The 15,975-nt window shown below is 73.2% G+C and carries 14 protein-coding genes and 1 pseudogene; 5 read left to right on the forward strand and 10 right to left on the reverse strand.

What is annotated here, in order from left to right:
- Positions 1–280: 280 nt before the first annotated feature.
- The 3 genes and pseudogenes from AB0K65_RS04460 to AB0K65_RS04470 all read right to left on the reverse strand — a co-directional run.
- Positions 281–739: pseudogene (locus tag AB0K65_RS04460) on the reverse strand (SRPBCC family protein); the annotation flags it as partial.
- A 145-nt stretch (positions 740–884) separates the two neighbouring features.
- Positions 885–2,438: an FAD-dependent oxidoreductase gene (locus AB0K65_RS04465; protein WP_365714196.1), complete on the reverse strand. Its 1,554-nt coding sequence runs from the start codon at positions 2,436–2,438 to the stop codon at positions 885–887.
- Between the two features lie 302 nt (positions 2,439–2,740).
- On the reverse strand, positions 2,741–3,403 hold the full coding sequence (locus AB0K65_RS04470; protein ID WP_365714197.1) for an HAD family hydrolase: 663 nt from the start codon (positions 3,401–3,403) through the stop codon (positions 2,741–2,743).
- 127 nt (positions 3,404–3,530) lie between these two features.
- On the opposite strand from AB0K65_RS04470, the gene AB0K65_RS04475 reads away from it, so the two are divergent.
- The 3 genes from AB0K65_RS04475 to AB0K65_RS04485 all read left to right on the forward strand — a co-directional run bounded on the left by AB0K65_RS04475 (position 3,531) and on the right by AB0K65_RS04485 (position 7,019).
- Positions 3,531–4,178: a HemK2/MTQ2 family protein methyltransferase gene (locus AB0K65_RS04475; RefSeq protein WP_365714198.1), complete on the forward strand. Its 648-nt coding sequence runs from the start codon at positions 3,531–3,533 to the stop codon at positions 4,176–4,178.
- Between the two features lie 12 nt (positions 4,179–4,190).
- Complete coding sequence (gene ligD / locus AB0K65_RS04480) at positions 4,191–5,102, forward strand: non-homologous end-joining DNA ligase (protein WP_365714199.1); 912 nt, start codon at positions 4,191–4,193, stop codon at positions 5,100–5,102.
- 108 nt (positions 5,103–5,210) lie between these two features.
- A complete protein-coding gene (locus AB0K65_RS04485; protein ID WP_365714200.1) occupies positions 5,211–7,019 on the forward strand; it encodes a thiamine pyrophosphate-requiring protein in 1,809 nt (602 codons plus the stop codon).
- A gap of 96 nt (positions 7,020–7,115) precedes the next feature.
- Here the strand turns inward: AB0K65_RS04485 and AB0K65_RS04490 are convergent, their stop codons facing one another.
- From AB0K65_RS04490 to AB0K65_RS04500, 3 genes are all read right to left on the reverse strand, one after another.
- Entirely contained in the window at positions 7,116–8,264 is a 1,149-nt protein-coding gene (locus tag AB0K65_RS04490) for a hypothetical protein (protein ID WP_365714201.1), read from the reverse strand.
- A gap of 39 nt (positions 8,265–8,303) precedes the next feature.
- Positions 8,304–8,483 carry a hypothetical protein gene (locus AB0K65_RS04495; protein ID WP_365714246.1) on the reverse strand — a complete coding sequence of 60 codons (180 nt, stop codon included), beginning with the start codon at positions 8,481–8,483 and terminating at the stop codon, positions 8,304–8,306.
- 280 nt (positions 8,484–8,763) lie between these two features.
- On the reverse strand, positions 8,764–9,300 hold the full coding sequence (locus AB0K65_RS04500; protein ID WP_365714202.1) for a DUF5709 domain-containing protein: 537 nt from the start codon (positions 9,298–9,300) through the stop codon (positions 8,764–8,766).
- 355 nt (positions 9,301–9,655) lie between these two features.
- Between AB0K65_RS04500 and AB0K65_RS04505 the strand changes: the two genes are divergently transcribed.
- Positions 9,656–9,865 (forward strand): hypothetical protein, encoded by a 210-nt coding sequence (locus AB0K65_RS04505; protein ID WP_365714203.1) that lies wholly within the window; start codon positions 9,656–9,658, stop codon positions 9,863–9,865.
- A 136-nt stretch (positions 9,866–10,001) separates the two neighbouring features.
- Here the strand turns inward: AB0K65_RS04505 and AB0K65_RS04510 are convergent, their stop codons facing one another.
- The 3 genes from AB0K65_RS04510 to AB0K65_RS04520 all read right to left on the reverse strand — a co-directional run bounded on the left by AB0K65_RS04510 (position 10,002) and on the right by AB0K65_RS04520 (position 11,901).
- Positions 10,002–10,205 carry a cold-shock protein gene (locus AB0K65_RS04510; protein WP_365714204.1) on the reverse strand — a complete coding sequence of 68 codons (204 nt, stop codon included), beginning with the start codon at positions 10,203–10,205 and terminating at the stop codon, positions 10,002–10,004.
- 112 nt (positions 10,206–10,317) lie between these two features.
- The gene (locus tag AB0K65_RS04515) at positions 10,318–10,728 is read right to left on the reverse strand and encodes a four-helix bundle copper-binding protein (protein WP_365714205.1); all 411 of its coding nucleotides are present in this window, start codon (positions 10,726–10,728) and stop codon (positions 10,318–10,320) included.
- A 558-nt stretch (positions 10,729–11,286) separates the two neighbouring features.
- Positions 11,287–11,901: a TetR/AcrR family transcriptional regulator gene (locus AB0K65_RS04520; RefSeq protein ID WP_365714206.1), complete on the reverse strand. Its 615-nt coding sequence runs from the start codon at positions 11,899–11,901 to the stop codon at positions 11,287–11,289.
- A gap of 199 nt (positions 11,902–12,100) precedes the next feature.
- Here AB0K65_RS04520 and cpt point away from each other — a divergent pair, with 199 nt between their 5' ends.
- Positions 12,101–12,622 carry a chloramphenicol phosphotransferase CPT gene (cpt, locus tag AB0K65_RS04525; protein ID WP_365714245.1) on the forward strand — a complete coding sequence of 174 codons (522 nt, stop codon included), beginning with the start codon at positions 12,101–12,103 and terminating at the stop codon, positions 12,620–12,622.
- Positions 12,623–12,721: 99 nt separating this feature from the next.
- Here the strand turns inward: cpt and AB0K65_RS04530 are convergent, their stop codons facing one another.
- Positions 12,722–15,826 (reverse strand): glycoside hydrolase family 3 N-terminal domain-containing protein, encoded by a 3,105-nt coding sequence (locus AB0K65_RS04530; protein ID WP_365714207.1) that lies wholly within the window; start codon positions 15,824–15,826, stop codon positions 12,722–12,724.
- Positions 15,827–15,975: the final 149 nt, after the last annotated feature.

Genomic DNA, 15,975 nt, shown 5'->3' on the forward strand with positions numbered 1-15,975 from the left:
ACGTCCACTGACGGCGTCGGGCCCCCGGTCCCGTGTCGTGCCGGTCCCGCCGTGACGGCGGGCCGGTCCGGTGAGCGTGACGGGCGGGATCCGCCGGCCGGGGCCGGCGGGTTCCCGCCCGTCGTGCACGTCAGCCGTGCCGCATGTCGTCCGGGTCGACCGGGAGGCTGGAGCCGGGCCCCGGCATGGGGCGTCCGGGTCCGGGACCGCCGGGTACGCCCATGGTGCCGGTTCCGCTGCTGGTACCGCCGGGAAGGCCGGTGCCGCCGGCGGTGTCGCTCTGGCCGGGGGTGATGCGGCCGCGCCAGCCGCCGCTCTCCCGCCCGCGCTCCTCGATGAAGCCCTTGAAGCGCTTCAGGTCGCCCTTGACCCGGCGGTCGAGGATCCCCAGCGCGTCACCCGCCTTCTCCGCCACGCCCTCCGGCTCGAAGTCCATGGCCAGGCTGACCCGGGTGTGCGACTCGTCCAGGGACTGGAAGGTCACCACGCCCTTCTGCCGGCTGTCGCCCCCCACCGTCCGCCACGAGACCCGCTCGTCCGGCAGCTGGTCCACGATCTCCGTGTCGAACTCCCGGCGCACGCCCGCCACCTTCGTCTTCCAGTGACAGTGGCGGTCGTCCACCTGGCGGACGTCCTCCACCCCCTCCATGAAGCTGGGGAACTCCTCGAACTGCGTCCACTGGTTGTACACGTGCCGGACCGGCACGTCCACGTCGATCGATTCCTTCACCATGCTCACGAGAACGCCTCCTCCATTCGTCTGCGAAAGACCGGGCACCCGAGATCGAGACCGCATATGCGCAAGCCTGACAAACGCGGGCAAAATGCGCCTGCCCGTGGATCAGGAGTTCAACCCCCGCCGGGTGGGGGCGCGGCCGTCCGCCTCACCCCTCCCCCGGCGGTTCCCGCCGCTCCAAGGGCTTCAGGGCGGGTCCCTGGAGGACCTCACCGTCGACGTCGAAACGGGAGCCGTGGCAGGGGCACTCCCAGGTCCGTTCGGCGGAGTTGAAGGCCACCAGGCACCCCATGTGCGTACAGACCGCGGAGACGGCGTGCACGGCGCCTCCTTCCTCGCGGTACACGGCACACGGATGTCCTCCGTCCCGCACCACCTCTCCCGTGCCGGGCCGTACGTGGGCCACCGTGCGCCGGGCACCCGGGCCGAGCGTGTCCAGCCGGTCCTTCACGAAGTGCTTGCCGGCGTCCCACTGGGCCTTCAGCAGGGACGGCGCCGAGCGGGCCACGGAGGCGGGGCGGCGGGGGTCGTACAGCTCCGCCCACTCCGGCTCCGCCGGGCGGTCCCCGAGGAGCGAGCCGAGCAGCATGCCGGCCAGGACGCCGCCGGCCATGCCCCAGCCGCCGAAGCCGGTCACGACGTACACATGGCCGTCGTCGCCGTGGTGCAGCGGCCCGATGAGCGGGACCGTGTCGGTCGGCGCGTTGTCCTGGGCCGCCCAGCGATGGGTGATCTCCACCCCGGGGAACCTCTCGCGGGTCCACTGCTCCAGACGCCGGTAGCGGCCCTCGGTGTCCGGCTCCGTCCCCGGCGCGAAGGCCTCTCCGGTCACGATCAGCAGCCTGCCGTCGCCGTACGGGGCGGTGCGCACGGAACGCTTGCCCTGGTCCCGCGTGATGTACATCCCGGCCGGATCCCGGTCGGCGGGGAGCGGCCCCGCGACGACGAGGTCGCGGTGCTGCGTCAGACGGGTGGTGAGCATGCCGCGGTCGAAGACGGGGTGGTGCGTCGCGACGACCACGTCCCGCGCGGTCACCGTGGCCCCGGAGGACGTCCGCAGCCGGCACGGCTCGCCGCGGTCCAGGTCCACGACCCGGGTCTCCTCGTGGATCCGGCCTCCGCGCGCCGTCAGGTCCTCGGCCAGCCCCCGCAGGTACTTCCGTACGTGGAACTGGGCCTGGTCCTCGACGCGGACCGCCCCCGCGACGGCGTACGGCAGGCCGGTCTCGGTCACGAAGGAGGCGTCGAGACCGGCGTCCCGCGCGGCCTCCGCCTCGGCCCGCAGCTCCTCGACGCCGGCGGGATCCTCGCAGTAGGTGAGGGCGGGCCGGCTCTCCAGCTCGCAGTCGACCCCGAGCTCCGCGGCGACGTCGCCGACATGACGCACCGCGGCCGTCTGCGACCGGGCGTACGCGCGGGCCGCGTCGGCCCCGTGGGACTTCCGGAGGTCGGCGTAGACGAGGGTGTGCTGGGCGGACAGCTTGCCCGTGGTGTGTCCGGTGACCCCGGCCGCGACCCTGTGCGCTTCCAGGAGCACGACGGACCGGCCTGATCGGGTGAGCTCCCAGGCCACGCTGAGCCCGGCGACGCCACCCCCGATCACCGCCACATCGGCCTCGGTGTCGCCGGTCAGCGGCGGGTGGGCGGGGATGGCCGCCGTCCGCATCCAGTGGGAGCCGTGGGGAGCGGAGAGTTCGTTCATGCGGCGCGATTGCCCGCAAACGCCGCTGGAATGCGCACGGACACGGCGGCCCGCGATTCCGGGCTCCTGACCTGGGGGTATGCGGCGCCGCGGGCCGGGGCTCGGGCCTCCGGCCGGTGCTCGGGCCTCCGGTCGGGGCCCGAACGCTCGAAGGGGCGCCCAGGGGCCCGGGCCCCGGCTCCCGAGGCGCCCGCGACCCACGCCCAGGCCCGCGACTCCCACCCAGGCAGGCGAGTCACGCCCAGGACGCGACTCACGCCCCAGGCCCGCGAGCCCGCCCACGGGCGCCCGCCAGGGAGAGTTCACTGCGGTGCCAAAGGGCTTTCCGCCAGTCGGGCGAGGAGGTCGGCGGGGTCCGCGTACACCGCGACCGCTCCGGCGGAGCGCAGGTCGTCGGCCGGGATGCCGCCGCACAGCAGCCCGACGCAGGAGACGCCCGCGCGGGAGCCGGCCTTCATGTCCCAGACCGTGTCACCGACCAGCACCGCCCGCTCCGGCGGGACCTCGACGAGGTCGAGGGCGTGCCGGACGGGCTCGGGAGCCGGCTTTCCCTCCTCCACGTCGTCGGCGCTCGCGGTCCGGGCGATCACGTCGTCCGCGTCGATCGCCCGGCGCAGCGCCTCCAGCTCGCGCCCGCTCGCCGAGGTGACGAGCACGACCGTCCAGCCCTGACCGGCCACCGTCCGCAGCAGCTTCGCCGCCGAGTCCAGCGCGGGCAGCCGGTCGAAGTACGTCGCGTACAGCGTCTTGTGCGCGGCGCTGATCGCGGAATCCTCGCGTGTGTCGCGGTCGTCGCCCAGCACACGGGCGATGAGGTCCTCGCTGCCGAGTCCGATGGACCGGTGGAGGGCGTGCATGGAGACGTCGTGGCCCGCCTGGCGGAACGCCTCCCACCACGCCGTCACGTGCAGGTGATTGGTGTCGGCCAGGGTGCCGTCGACGTCGAACAGAGCTGCGCGGGTCATCCGGGGTCGCCTCCTCCGACGGGTGGCGCGGGAGCGCCTCCCGGCGCGGCTACCCCCTCACCAGGGGAGAAACCGCCCACCGGGCAGGCGTGGAAACCCGCCGCGCGGGCACCTGCGGTTCATGCGCATGATCAAGCCTCCGGGCGTCTACGCCCCCCAGGGAGACACGGAACTGCTGTTGGAGGGCCTGGCCGGCGAGGAGCTGCGGCCGGGGACCCGTTCGCTGGACCTGTGCACCGGCACCGGCATCCTGGCCATCGCCGCCGCCCGGCGCGGGACGGCCGCCACCGCCGTCGACGTCTCGCGCAAGGCGCTCGCGACCGCCTGGCTCAACGCCAGGATGCTGGACTGCCGGATCCGGCTGCTCAGGGGCGACCTGGGCGAGCCGGTGGCGGGGGAGCGGTTCGACCTGGTCACCGTCAACCCTCCCTACGTCCCCGCCGAGGACCCCGAGCCGCCCACCCGCGGCCTGGACCGCGCCTGGGACGCGGGGCCCGACGGGCGCCTGCTCCTCGACCGCATCTGCCGGCAGGCTCCCGTGCTCCTCAGCCCGACGGGAGTCCTGCTGCTCGTCCAGTCCTCCCTCTCCGGTGTCACCGCGACCCTGGACGCGCTGCGCCGCGCCGGTCTGGGCGCCGAGGTCGTCCGCAGCCGTTCCCAGGCCTTCGGCCCCGTCATGTCGGCACGCGCGCAGTGGTTCGAGGACCGGGGCCTGGTCGGTACGGGCCTGCGCTCCGAGGAACTCGTCGTCGTCCGCGCGACCCGGGCGAACTGACGGAGGAGGGCGATGGCCGGCGCGAAGGAGAGCATCCGGATCGGCGGGCGTGCCGTCGAGTACAGCCGCCCCGACAAGCCCCTGTTCCCCGAGGACGGCCTGACCAAGGCCGACCTCGTCGCGTACTACCGCACGGTGGCGGCGCGGATGGTCCCGCATCTGCGGGGGCGCCCGCTGATGCTGGAACGCCACCCCGACGGGATCGGCGCGGGCGGATTCATGCAGAAGGACCTCCCCGAACACTTCCCCGACTGGGTGCACCACGCCGAACTGCCCAAGTCCGACGGCAGGGTCACCTACGTGATCTGCGACGACGCCGCCACTCTGGCCTATCTCGCCGGGCAGGCGTGCATCACCCCGCACCGCTTCCTCTCCCGGGCCGACCGGCCGGACCATCCCGACCGGCTCGTCTTCGACCTCGACCCACCGGGCGACGACTTCGCCCCCGTACGGGAAGCGGCCCGGCAGCTGCACGAGCTCCTGGAGGAGGTCGCACTTCCGTCCTCCGTCATGACCACCGGCTCCCGCGGTCTGCACGTCATCGTGCCGCTGGACCGCCGGGCCCCCTTCGACGACGTCCGTGCGTTCGCCCGCGACCTCGCCACGCTGCTCGCGGACCGCCACCCCGACACGCTCACCACCGAGGCCCGCAAGAAGGCCCGGGGGGACCGGCTCTACCTCGACATCCAGCGCAACGCCTACGCCCAGACCGCCGTGGCACCCTATGCCGCACGCGCCCGTCCCGGAGCCCCCGTCGCCGCGCCCGTCACCTGGGCCGACGTCGACTCCGGCGACCTCGCCGCGGACCACCGGCGGCTCGCCGACGTCGAGCGCCTGCTGGCGGAGGACCCCTGGCGGGACGCTCCCCGGCGCGGCCGCTCCCTCGGCCCCGCCCGCCGACGGCTCGACGCCCTGCGAGGCTGACGGACAGTCAGCGGCAGGCGCTCCGCCGGGACTTCGCAGACGGAAGCCGGAGCGGGAGCCACGGAGGGAGCCGAAAGGGGGGCCACCCAGCGAAAGGAGAGGATTTCCGTGTCGAACAAGGTGTCCGACCACGTACTGAGGCGCCTGCGCGAGTGGGACGTGGACCACGTCTTCGGGTATGCCGGCGACGGCATCAACGGCCTGCTCGCCGCCTGGGGCCGAGCGGACGACCGGCCCAGGTTCATCCAGGCCCGGCACGAGGAGACGGCCGCTCTCCAGGCCGTGGGGTACGCCAAGTTCTCCGGCCGGACCGGGGTCTGCGTGGCCACCTCCGGCCCCGGCGCCATCCACCTGCTCAACGGGCTCTACGACGCCAAGCTCGACCACGTCCCGGTCGTGGCGATCGTGGGGCAGACCAACCGCAGCGCCATGGGCGGCTCCTACCAGCAGGAGGTCGACCTCCTCAGCCTGTTCAAGGACGTCGCCGCGGACTTCTGCGAGATGGTCACCGTCCCGGAACAGCTGCCCAACGTCCTCGACCGCGCCCTGCGCACCGCCGCCGCCAAGCGGACCGTCACCGCCGTCATCATCCCCGCCGACGTGCAGGAGCTCGACTACTCCCCGCCCGAGCACGCCTTCAAGATGGTGCCCTCCAGCCTCGGGATCGCCTCCTACACACCCGTGCCCGGCGACGAGGACCTGAAGAAGGCCGCCGAGATCCTCGACGCGGGGGAGCGGGTCGCCGTACTGGTCGGCCAAGGAGCGCGGGGAGCCCGCACGGAGGTCGAGCTGGTGGCCGAGACGCTCGGCGCGGGCGTGGCCAAGGCGCTGCTCGGCAAGGACGCGCTGCCCGACGACCTTCCGTACGTCACCGGAGCGATCGGGCTCCTCGGAACGCGGCCGAGCTACGAGCTGATGAGGGACTGCGACACGCTCCTGGTCATCGGCTCCAGCTTCCCGTACTCCCAGTTCCTCCCGGAGTTCGGCCAGGCGCGCTCGGTACAGATCGACATCGATCCGTTCATGGTCGGGCTGCGGTACCCCTTCGAGGTCAACCTGGTGGGCGACGCCAAGGCCACCCTGACCCGGCTCCTGCCGCTGCTGCACCGCAAGAAGAGCCGGAAGTGGCGCGAGAAGATCGAGAAGGACACCGCCCACTGGCGCGAGGTCATGGAGCGGCGGGCCGCCGTGTCCGCCGACCCGATCAACCCCGAGCACGTCGTGCGCGCCCTCGACCCGCTGCTCCCGAACGACGTGATCGTGACGGCCGACTCCGGTTCGTCGGCCAACTGGTACGCCCGCCATCTGTCGTTCCGCGGGACGATGCGGGGCTCGCTCTCGGGGACGCTGGCCACCATGGGATGCGGCGTCCCGTACGCGCTCGGCGCCAAGTTCGCGCATCCCGGCCGGCCCGCCGTGGCGATCGTCGGAGACGGCGCCATGCAGATGAACGGCATGGCCGAACTCATCAGCGCCGCCAAATACCGGCACGAGTGGGACGACCCCCGCCTGATCGTCGCCGTCCTCAACAACCAGGACCTCAACCAGGTCACCTGGGAGATGCGTGCCATGACCGGCGCCCCGCAGTTCCTGCCCTCACAGGCGCTGCCCGACGTGCCGTACGCGGACTTCGCCCGGTCGATCGGCCTCGCGGGGCGGCGGGTGGAGAAGCCCGACGAGGTGCCGGGCGCCTGGGAGTGGGCGCTGGCCCAGGACCGGCCCTGTGTCCTCGACTTCGTCACCGACCCGGCGGTCCCGCCGATTCCGCCGCATGCCTCGCTCGACCAGATCGAGGCCGCGGCCACGGCCGTCCTCCAGGGGGACAGTGACCGGGCCGCCGTCGTCAAGCAGGGCGTGAAGGCCAAGGTGCAGGAGTTCCTCACCCCCCGCAAGTCGCGTCGCGAGGGGGGGCGTTGACAGCCTCCTCGGGACGCCGGAGCGCCCGCGGCACAAGCGGAAGCGGGGACGGCCTCGGCCGTCCCCGCTTCCGCCTCTCGCGTCCGCGCGTCTTCCTCAGTCGCTCCAGCGCAGCACGGCCCCCACCCCGCCCGCGGGTCCGCGCATCCCCTCCGGGACGACCAGAACCTCGCAGTTCGCGGCGACGGCCGCCCTCAGCAGGGCGTCGTCCGCCCGTGCCTCCTCGGGCTCCATGACGCCGACGGCGCGGGCGTCACCGCGCTGGACGGCGACGTCGTCCACCCCGGGACCGATCCACACCCGGCGCCCCGCGTCGGAGGCGTTCCGGTCGATCAGCAGCGTGGCCACCTGGTGCTTGCGGGCGGCGTCGACCACCGCGGGAATCCCCTCGGCGGCCTGCCCGAAGCCGGTATCGACGGACGAGACCCGGTGCTCACCCGGCCTGCCCCGCCCGACGCGGAAACGTTCGAGCGCGGTCTGCAGCCGCTCGCGCGTGTGGCGCTCGCATGCCTCCGCGATCTGCGCGTCCAGGGCGCTCGTGGAGGCACCCGGCTGCCGGGCGCCGCTCCCGGCCTCGACCGCGACGGCCTGGATGTGCTGCGGGAGCCGCCCGTACACGGCTTTGCGCTCCCGGGCGTCGCCGGTCAGGACCAGCAGCGAGGGATCGTTCTCGGGCCACTGCCGGACCAGCTCCGCGGCGATGATGTCGGCGGTCTCGTCCCCGGAGTTCTCGACCTTGTTGCGGTAGTGCCACTCGTACCTGTCCTCGGGGATGCTGCGGTGACCACGCCCCTGCCACTCCTTGCCCCGCGCCTGTCCCAGGCTCTCGCGCCCGTGTGCTCGCCGGAGCTCCAGATCGGCACCCGTGCGGTCGATGTAGGCGACCAGGCAGGCCGGCTCCTCGCCTCGCAGCACCACCAGGGGGGCGACGTGCGGCAGGGTCGACCACGTCACCTCCTCCGTGGGCGGGGGCTGGGCGAGGGGAAGGTCGAGGACGACTTCGTCGCCCGTGGCGAAGAGCGCCCGTCCGGGAGGCGATCCGGAGGCGGGCTCGTGGGCGAGCCGGTCCATGACCGCCTTGACGGTGGCCGCGTCGGCGTCGGCGTCGATGAGCCGTCCGGCGACGGAGCGGTTGCGGAGTTCCTGGAGCTTCGCCCCGTCCTCGGTTACCCGGGTCGTTTCGATGTAGACCGATGCCCAGGGACCGGGACGGTCGAAGAGGGGCTTGAGAAAGCCGAGTTCCATGGGGGTCCCCCAATGCGTGGTGGAGAAGACGTCGGACGGTCAGGCCCTTCGGGGGCCTTCGCCGTCGGAGTACGGAGGGTCGTCGACGGGGGGTTCGGGATCGTGCCATTCCTCGGTGCGGGTCGGGTGCCCGGACCGGACCTGGCCCTCCGCCTCCTTCTTTCGCGCGTCGTCCGACGTCGGGCCGGACTTGCCGCTTCCCCGCTGTGGGGTGCTCACGTGTGCCTCCCTGTGGCTAGGGGCCGGAGAGAACGCCGTCCGCGATCTCGTACCCCGCGCGTGCCCGCCGCCGACTACGACAAACCGGACCCTCACAGCGCTACGGCGGGAAGGGCGCGACCGGCCCTTCCCGCCGTGGCTTCCCCTGCCGTGCGGCTGCGTCGCGCCTTCGCGGCGGCGACGCTTCCCCTCGTCCCCGGCCCACGGGCCGCCCGCTCTCGTCTGCGGACGCGGCCGAGGTGCAGTGATCACGAGCGTGGCCGGCACTCGGCGCTCTTGATCAGTACACCTGGCGGTCCTCGTCCTCTTCCCCGCCCTCGATGGCGAGCTCCACGTGCATCGCGGCCTCCTCGGCCGCGGCCGCTCCGCCGTCGATCCCGACGTCCCTGGCGAGCACCCCGACGGTCCGGCCCGGCGCGGGCTCGTCCACCGGCACGAGGCGGCCCGCGCGGGTGGCGCCCGACTCCCGGTCCACCGGTTCGCCTTCGCCGTCCACCAGATCACCGATGCCGTCACCCGGCGGCGGCTCGGTTTCCGGAAGCTCCTGAGCCAGGCGCGCGTCGAGCGACTGCCCCTCGCTCTGCTCGCGGCCGGTGGTGCCGTGGCGGGTCACGGCGTGCGGCCGGTCGGGCGGGGCGTAGCCCTGGTCCAGCATGACGTCGAGTTCGTCCGCGCCGATGGCGTTCTCGAGGTCGAGGTCGTCGGTGGGCCGGTTGGCCACGTCGGAGTGGGTCGGCTGGTAGACGTCGTCGCCGCGCCCCTCGCTGTCCGTCGACGCCGGGTCACCGGCGTTCCGGTCGGCTTCGTCGTGGGCCATGATCCGCTCCTTCCGCCGTCTCCGCCCTCCGCGGACGGTCGTACCTCGCGCGACTGTCGCCGTGATCCTCCGGCAGCGGCTCCTGCCCGAACCGGGCGGCTCGACGGCGCAGACGTACGGCGGCCTCTCCCATCTCCTCGAGGAGCCGGCTCGCCACCTCGTCCATGGAGTCCCGGGAGGGGTCGGGCCGTCCGCGCTCTTCCTCGTGCTCCGGTGTCACGAGCCGCGACTACCCGGAATCAATCCCTCCAGTCCTTGGCGTCGCCCCCCGGGGGCGCCTCCCTCGCCACAGCCGGCCGCTTCAAGATCGGCCCGAGGGGGCATGGCGGCGGCGCACGGGGGCACGAGCGTCGTTATGAAAGCCCTGATCACGGTGCACCGGCTCTCCCCGACGGGCGGGCGGCGGGTGACGACGCGCGGCGCCATCCTCGGAATCGCCTACGACGACGGAGACCTCGTCGAACTCGCCCGCAGCGCCGGCATCGACGATCCGGAGTCGCTCGTCGGCGACGACCGCCTGATCGAATGGCGCGGCGGCCGACCCCACCAGTACGAGGCCGCGTAGGACGCGCCGTACGACGCGTGACCGACCCGCGCGCCGTCACGGAAGCGTGACCGCCATGAACGTGCCCCGCGCCGGGCGGCGCGGGGCGGGGTGGTCCGAGGGCGGGCGCTGCGGCGCCCGGGTGATCAAGCGGTGATCACGAGGGGGTGACGTGTTCGGCCTGCGGGCCCTTCGGGCCCTGGACCACGTCGAAAGTGACCTTCTGCCCTTCGTCGAGCTCGCGGAACCCGGCGGCGTCGATGGCCGAGTAGTGGACGAAGACGTCCGGGCCGCCCCCGTCCTGAGCGATGAAGCCGAAGCCCTTCTCCGCGTTGAACCACTTGACGGTGCCTGTAGCCATGTCGATCTCCTTCTGAGGCGCGGGACCATGTCCCACGCCCCGCCTCTTCCCGAAAACGTCCCTCCTATGGCTGCCGTCTCAGGCGACCGGACGGGTCCGGGCCCGGACCGTCTCAGCCGAGGGAGGCCAGCAGCTCCTCGCAGGCCTGTTCGCACGAGCGGCACGCCTCGGCGCAGACCCGGCAGTGGTCGTGCATGTCGGCGTGGGACGCGCACTCGTCGCCGCAGGCCCTGCACGCCACGGAGCAGGCCCGGAGGATCGCCGCGGTGATGTGGGCGTCGTACCCCGTGTGGCGGGAGAGGACCGACGCGGTCGCCGTGCAGATGTCGGCGCAGTCCATGTCGGTACGGATGCACTTCGTCAGGTCCCCCACCATGCCTTCGGACAGGCACGCGTCCGCGCAGGCGGTACACGCCTGGGCGCACGCGACGCACTCCTCGATGCAGCGGGTCAGCTTCGCCTGGTCGATGCCGCCAAGGTCGGCCGGGTACGTGTCGATCATGTCCCTCACGGTGCTGGACATCAGGATCGGCCTCCTCGCCCCGGAGGGCCGGCGGATCCGGATCGCCCGCCCGTGAGCCCCCAGGTACTACCCACCTAACCCCTCCCGGTGCGCCGCCGCGCGCCGGAGGAGAGGACGCCGGAAGCGCCCCGCCGGGCCCGGGAGCCCGGGGCCCGTGCGCGTGGTGTCATCGGACGCCCGACGGGTAGGCGACGCGAAGACCGCGATCCGCGCAGCGCCGGGTCGACGGCGGCCAAGGACGATGACCACGACTACGACCAGGTGGCGTCATGGGTACTCCTCCCACCGATCCCGTCCCTCCCAGCCCCACCCCGTCGCCGGGGCCGGGCCCCGGCCCGCGGCCGGGTCCGCTTCCCGGGCCGGTGCCCGGCCCGGGCGGGCCCGATCCGGTGCCCCCGGCACCGCCGCGGCCCCAGCCCGATCCCGAGCCGCCGCCGGCCCCACGGCCCGATCCTCACCCGGCCCCCGGCCCGCTGCCCGGGCCCGGTCCCGCACCCGAGCCGGCGACCTGAGTGCTCGCGGACGGACGGTCGCGCGGAAGGCGGCAGCCTGCCCCGTTCAGGACGGCAGCGGTCCGCCGACTGCGGCGCGCACGCCCGCGAGCCAGTCGTCCAGAAGACGGACCTGCCGCTCCGGCGGGAAGTCCGCGGGTGCGAACAGCGCCTGGACGACCAGCCCGAGGACGAAGCTCTGGGCCGCCGCCGCCAGGTCCTCGGCCGGGGAGCCGGCGGGGAGTTCACCGCGCCGCCGGGCTTCCTCGACGTGGGCGGTGAGCCCGGCCCGTGAGCGGCGGTAGCGCTCGGCGTGCTCGGCCGCGAGCTCGGCGTCGGCGAGCGCCACGTCCCACGAGGACACCCAGATCCGATTGCTCGCCGCCGCCTCGGGCGTGAGCGGCAGGACATCCAGCATCGCCGCGCGCAGTGCGACGAGACCCTGCCCTCCGGCACCGCGGCGCGGCCTCTGCTCCGTCCGCTCGGCGAGTACGTCCAGGGCGGTACGGAGGAGAGCCCGCTTGTTCGGGAAATAGTGCGTGAGCAGCCCCGTCGTCGCGCCCATCTCGCCGGCCACCGCGCGCAGGGTGAGGCCGCCGAAGCCGCGTTCGGCCAGCACGCGCCAGACGGCTGCGGACACGTCGCGCCGACGGGCGTCATGGTCTCCACGGGCGGGGGGCATGCCGCCATCGTACAAAGCAAGCGTTTCGTACCCACGCGCTGGTCCGTTCGTCCGCGCCCGTGGGAGGGCCGGGAAGACGACAGCCCCGAGACCATGGCCGGCGACAGGATCACCGAAGGGGCGTACTGCCGCTGCGGAGCGCCGATATCCGCTCGACGCGCCGCCGGGGCACCCCTACCGTGGCGCCGTGAATACCCGGATGATCATCCTCAACGGCGGCTCCAGTTCAGGCAAGACCGGCATCGTCCGGTGTCTCCAGGCCGTGCTGCCCGACCCCTGGCTGGCCGTCGGGGTCGACTCGTTCGTCGACGCCCTGCCCGCCTCCCTCCGCGCCTGTGACGACGGGATCACCTTCGCCGGGGACGGCGGGGTGAGCGTCGGGCCGCAGTTCCACGCGCTGGAAGCGGCCTGGCGGGGAGGGATCGCGGCGATGGCCCGCGCCGGTGCCCGGATCGTCGTCGACGACGTCTTCCTCGGCGGCGCGGCCTCGCAGGAGCGCTGGCAGCGGGCGCTCGACGGTCTCCCGGTGCTCTGGGTCGGCGTCCGCTGTGACGCCGAGGTCACCGCAGGACGCGAGATCGCGCGGGGTGACCGGACCGTCGGCATGGCCGCCCTCCAGGCGGAGGTCGTCCACGAGGGCGTGCGCTACGACCTGGAGGTGGACACGACCCGCACCGAGTCGCTGGACTGCGCGCGAGCGATCGCCGCGCGCGTCCCCTGAGCGGAAGCACCCCCGGGTGGACGGCGCTGCCGCCCGACGAGTACGGGGCCGGTCGCCCGGCCCCGTACTCCCCCCGTGCCCTACCGGGACCTCACTCGCTCAGGCGGCCCGGTACGCGGTGGTCAGCCGCGCGACGGCCCCTGCGAGGTCACCGGTGAGCAGCAGGTGGTCCGCCTCGGCGAACGGTTTGGCCGTCGCCTCCGTGATGTCCTGACCGATCTTCTGCTGGACGATCTGCCGGGCCCTGCCGGCCAGTTCCCTGCCCTGCGCCGACCCGCCGAGGCCCGTCGCCTGGAGCACCCTGGCCGCCACGCCGATGGCCCGCAGCGCCGTCTCCCCGCCCGCCGGCGCCTTGGCCAGCGTGGTCAGGCCCCAGCCGTACGGGAACTGGGGGTCGTAGGACGCGTCGCCGACGTTGATCGGCAGCTGCGCCTCGGACTTCGGCCAGGTCACGGGGAGCTGTCCGGTGAAGGGACGCTTGCCGTAGAGGACGTCCGCCACGCCGTCACCCTCGGTGCCGGGCAGCCAGGACGCGACCAGGGCGTCGATCGCGCCGAGCCGGTCGCCGATGAGCTGCGGCCTGCCGGAGACGACCAGCACCGCGCACGTCATGGCGGCGCAGACCTTGTCGACGGCCGCCTTGTCGGCTGCGGACAGTTCGAGGTCGTGGCCGTTGCCGACGTCACCGAAGCCCTCGGCGTAGGGGGCCTCGCCGACGACCACGACGCCGACGTCGTAGCCGTCCGTCGCGGCGGAGGCGTCCTTGGAGTACGAGATCTCCGCGCCGGGAGCGGCCTTCCTCATCCCCTCCAGGATCGTGGTGCCCGTGGTGGTCCGGCCGGACGCGCCCTGCCAGCTGATGGTCCAGCCACCGGCCTGGTTGCCGAGGTCGTCGGCGTTGGACCCGGCGACGTAGACCCTCTGCGACGTCTTCAGCGGCAGCGCAGCGCCGTCGTTCTTGAGCAGTACCTGGGACGCGGCGACCGCCTCGCGCGCCACGGCGCGGTGCTCGGGGGAGCCGACGGTGCCGAGGTGCGTGGTGTCGGCGTACGGCCGCTCGAACAGTCCGAGCCTGAACTTCTGCGTCAGGATCCGCGACACCGCGTCGTCGACGCGGGCCGGGCTGACGCGCCCGGCCGTCACCTCTTCCTGGAGGATGCGGGTGAAGTCCTGGTAGTTGGTCGGCACCATGATCATGTCGAGTCCGGCGTTGACCGACGTGCGGACATCGCTCGGGTAGTCGCCGGGGATCTGGTCGATCGCCTGCCAGTCGCTGATGACGAAGCCGTCGAATCCCATCCGGTCCTTCAGGACCCCGTTGATCATCTCGGCGTTGGCGTGCATCTTCACCGGGCCGTGGTCGTCACCCAGGATGTCCAGCGAGGAGTAGGAGGGCATGACCGTGCCCGCGCCCCGCTCGACGGCCTCGGCGAACGGTGCGAGGTGCACCGCCTCCAGCTCCTCGCGGGTGACCTTGGTGACGCCCTGGTCGATCGTGTAGGAGCCGGTGGTCGAGGAACCGAATTCGGTTCCGCCGTCGCCCACGAAGTGCTTGGCGCTGGTGAGCACCTTGTCGTTGCGGTCGAGGTCCTGGCCGTTGCGCGCGCCCTGCATGCCGTTGATCACGGTCTCCATGGCGGTGACCAGGGCGGGGTCCTCGCCGAACGCCTCGTAGGAGCGGCCCCAGCGTTCGTCGCGGGTCACGCACAGGCAGGGCGCGAAGTCCCACGGGATGCCGGTGGCCCGCACCTCCTTGGCGGTGACGGCGCCGGTCCTCTCGGCGATCCTGGGGTCGCGGCCGGCCCCGATGCCGATGTTGTGCGGCATGATCGTCGACCCGATGACGTTGTTGTGCCCGTGCACGGCGTCCACGCCGTAGATCAACGGGATCTGGAAGCGGGTCGCCTGGGCGCGCAGCTGGTACGCGTCGACCATCCTGGCCCACGCCTCGGGAGCGTTGGGGGTGGGCACCGAGCCTCCGCCGGAGAGCAGCGAGCCGAGGTCGTAGGAGGCGATGTCGCCCTGCGACTTCAGCGCGTTGCGCTCGGCCTGCGTCATCTGGCCGGCCTTCTCCGCGAGCGACATCCGACCGAGGAGGTCGGCCACCCGCTTCTTCACCGGGAGCCTCTTGTCGAGGTACGGCAGACCGTGGGCGTTCACGACGACCACGGGCGTCTCCGCCGGGGCCTTGGCCCCCGCGACGGTGAGCCGGAGCGGGATCGTCTCCGCGGCCTCGGCGGAACCGTCCTTCGTGGTCGCGACGGCGATCGAACGGGACGTGCCCGACGGTGTGCCGGCCGGGAAGGTCACACTGCCGGTGACCGGGGTGTAGTCCCGTCCCGCCGTGGCGCCGCGGCCCGCGGGGCTCTCGCCTTCGGTGGTGTACGCGACCGTCACGGGTTCGTCGATCGGCCCGGAGCCCGTGGTCGCGACCGAGACCCGCACCTGCGCGGTCCCGCCCTCGGCGACCGGGTACACGGCGGCGTCGGTGACGACCTTGGTGGTGAGGGCCGGTTCGGCCTTGCCGTACAGCTCCACACCGTCGAGGGCGAAGGAGCCCGGCGAGCCGGGCGGCAGGGTGAGGGCGTACCCCCACATCTCGTTCAGACCGAGGACCTGGTCGATCCCGCCGACGGGCTGGTAGTCCGCGCGGTACCGGAAGTCGGCGAACGGGATCTCGACGAGGTGCCAGCCCTCCCAGTCGTCGGTGAACGACGTGGTCCACAGCTCGGACGCCTCGCCGTTCGCCCCGCCGTCCTTGAGCTCGAAGTGGACGCGCTTGCCCGATCCCGGCGGCAGCGGAGCGGTGTTCTGGCCGTACCACCAGAAGCGGATGCCCTTGAACGCCGTCCAGTCGTGGGCCGGTGCGTCGAAGGCGAAGTCGTGGCTGAGACCGCCCCAGCCGCTGATGTCGTAGCTGCCCTCCAGGACCTTGTCGCCCTCGGGGGCGTCGGCTCGGTCCGCGATCCTCAGCGTCGGCTGGTCGTCGGCGTCGCTGCCCCAGGTGAAGATGCCTTCGGCGGGCGGGTTCGCGAAGGGGATCTCGCCCTCGAAACGGTCGACGGCCACCGGTACGGGCTCCTCGGCGCGCGCCCCGGCGCCGGCGGCGGCGCTCGGCAGGGCGCCGGCGAGCAGACCGCCGAGGACGGCGGTGGCCGCGACCAGCGCCGTGGTCGTTCTGCTCCTGAAGCGGGATCGTGCCATTGCGGCTCCTTCTGCGGGCGGACGGGCCGGCGGTGTGCCGTTGCGCTGCGGTGTGCTCACGGCGCCGGTTCTGTGCTGTGCGGTGTGGTGCTGCGCGGTGTCGTGCTCTCGGTGGTGGTGGACTCCGTGGCGCGGTGTGCGGGAGTGCG

Source organism: Streptomyces sp. NPDC053755, from assembly GCF_040677675.1.
GTDB lineage: Bacteria > Actinomycetota > Actinomycetes > Streptomycetales > Streptomycetaceae > Streptomyces.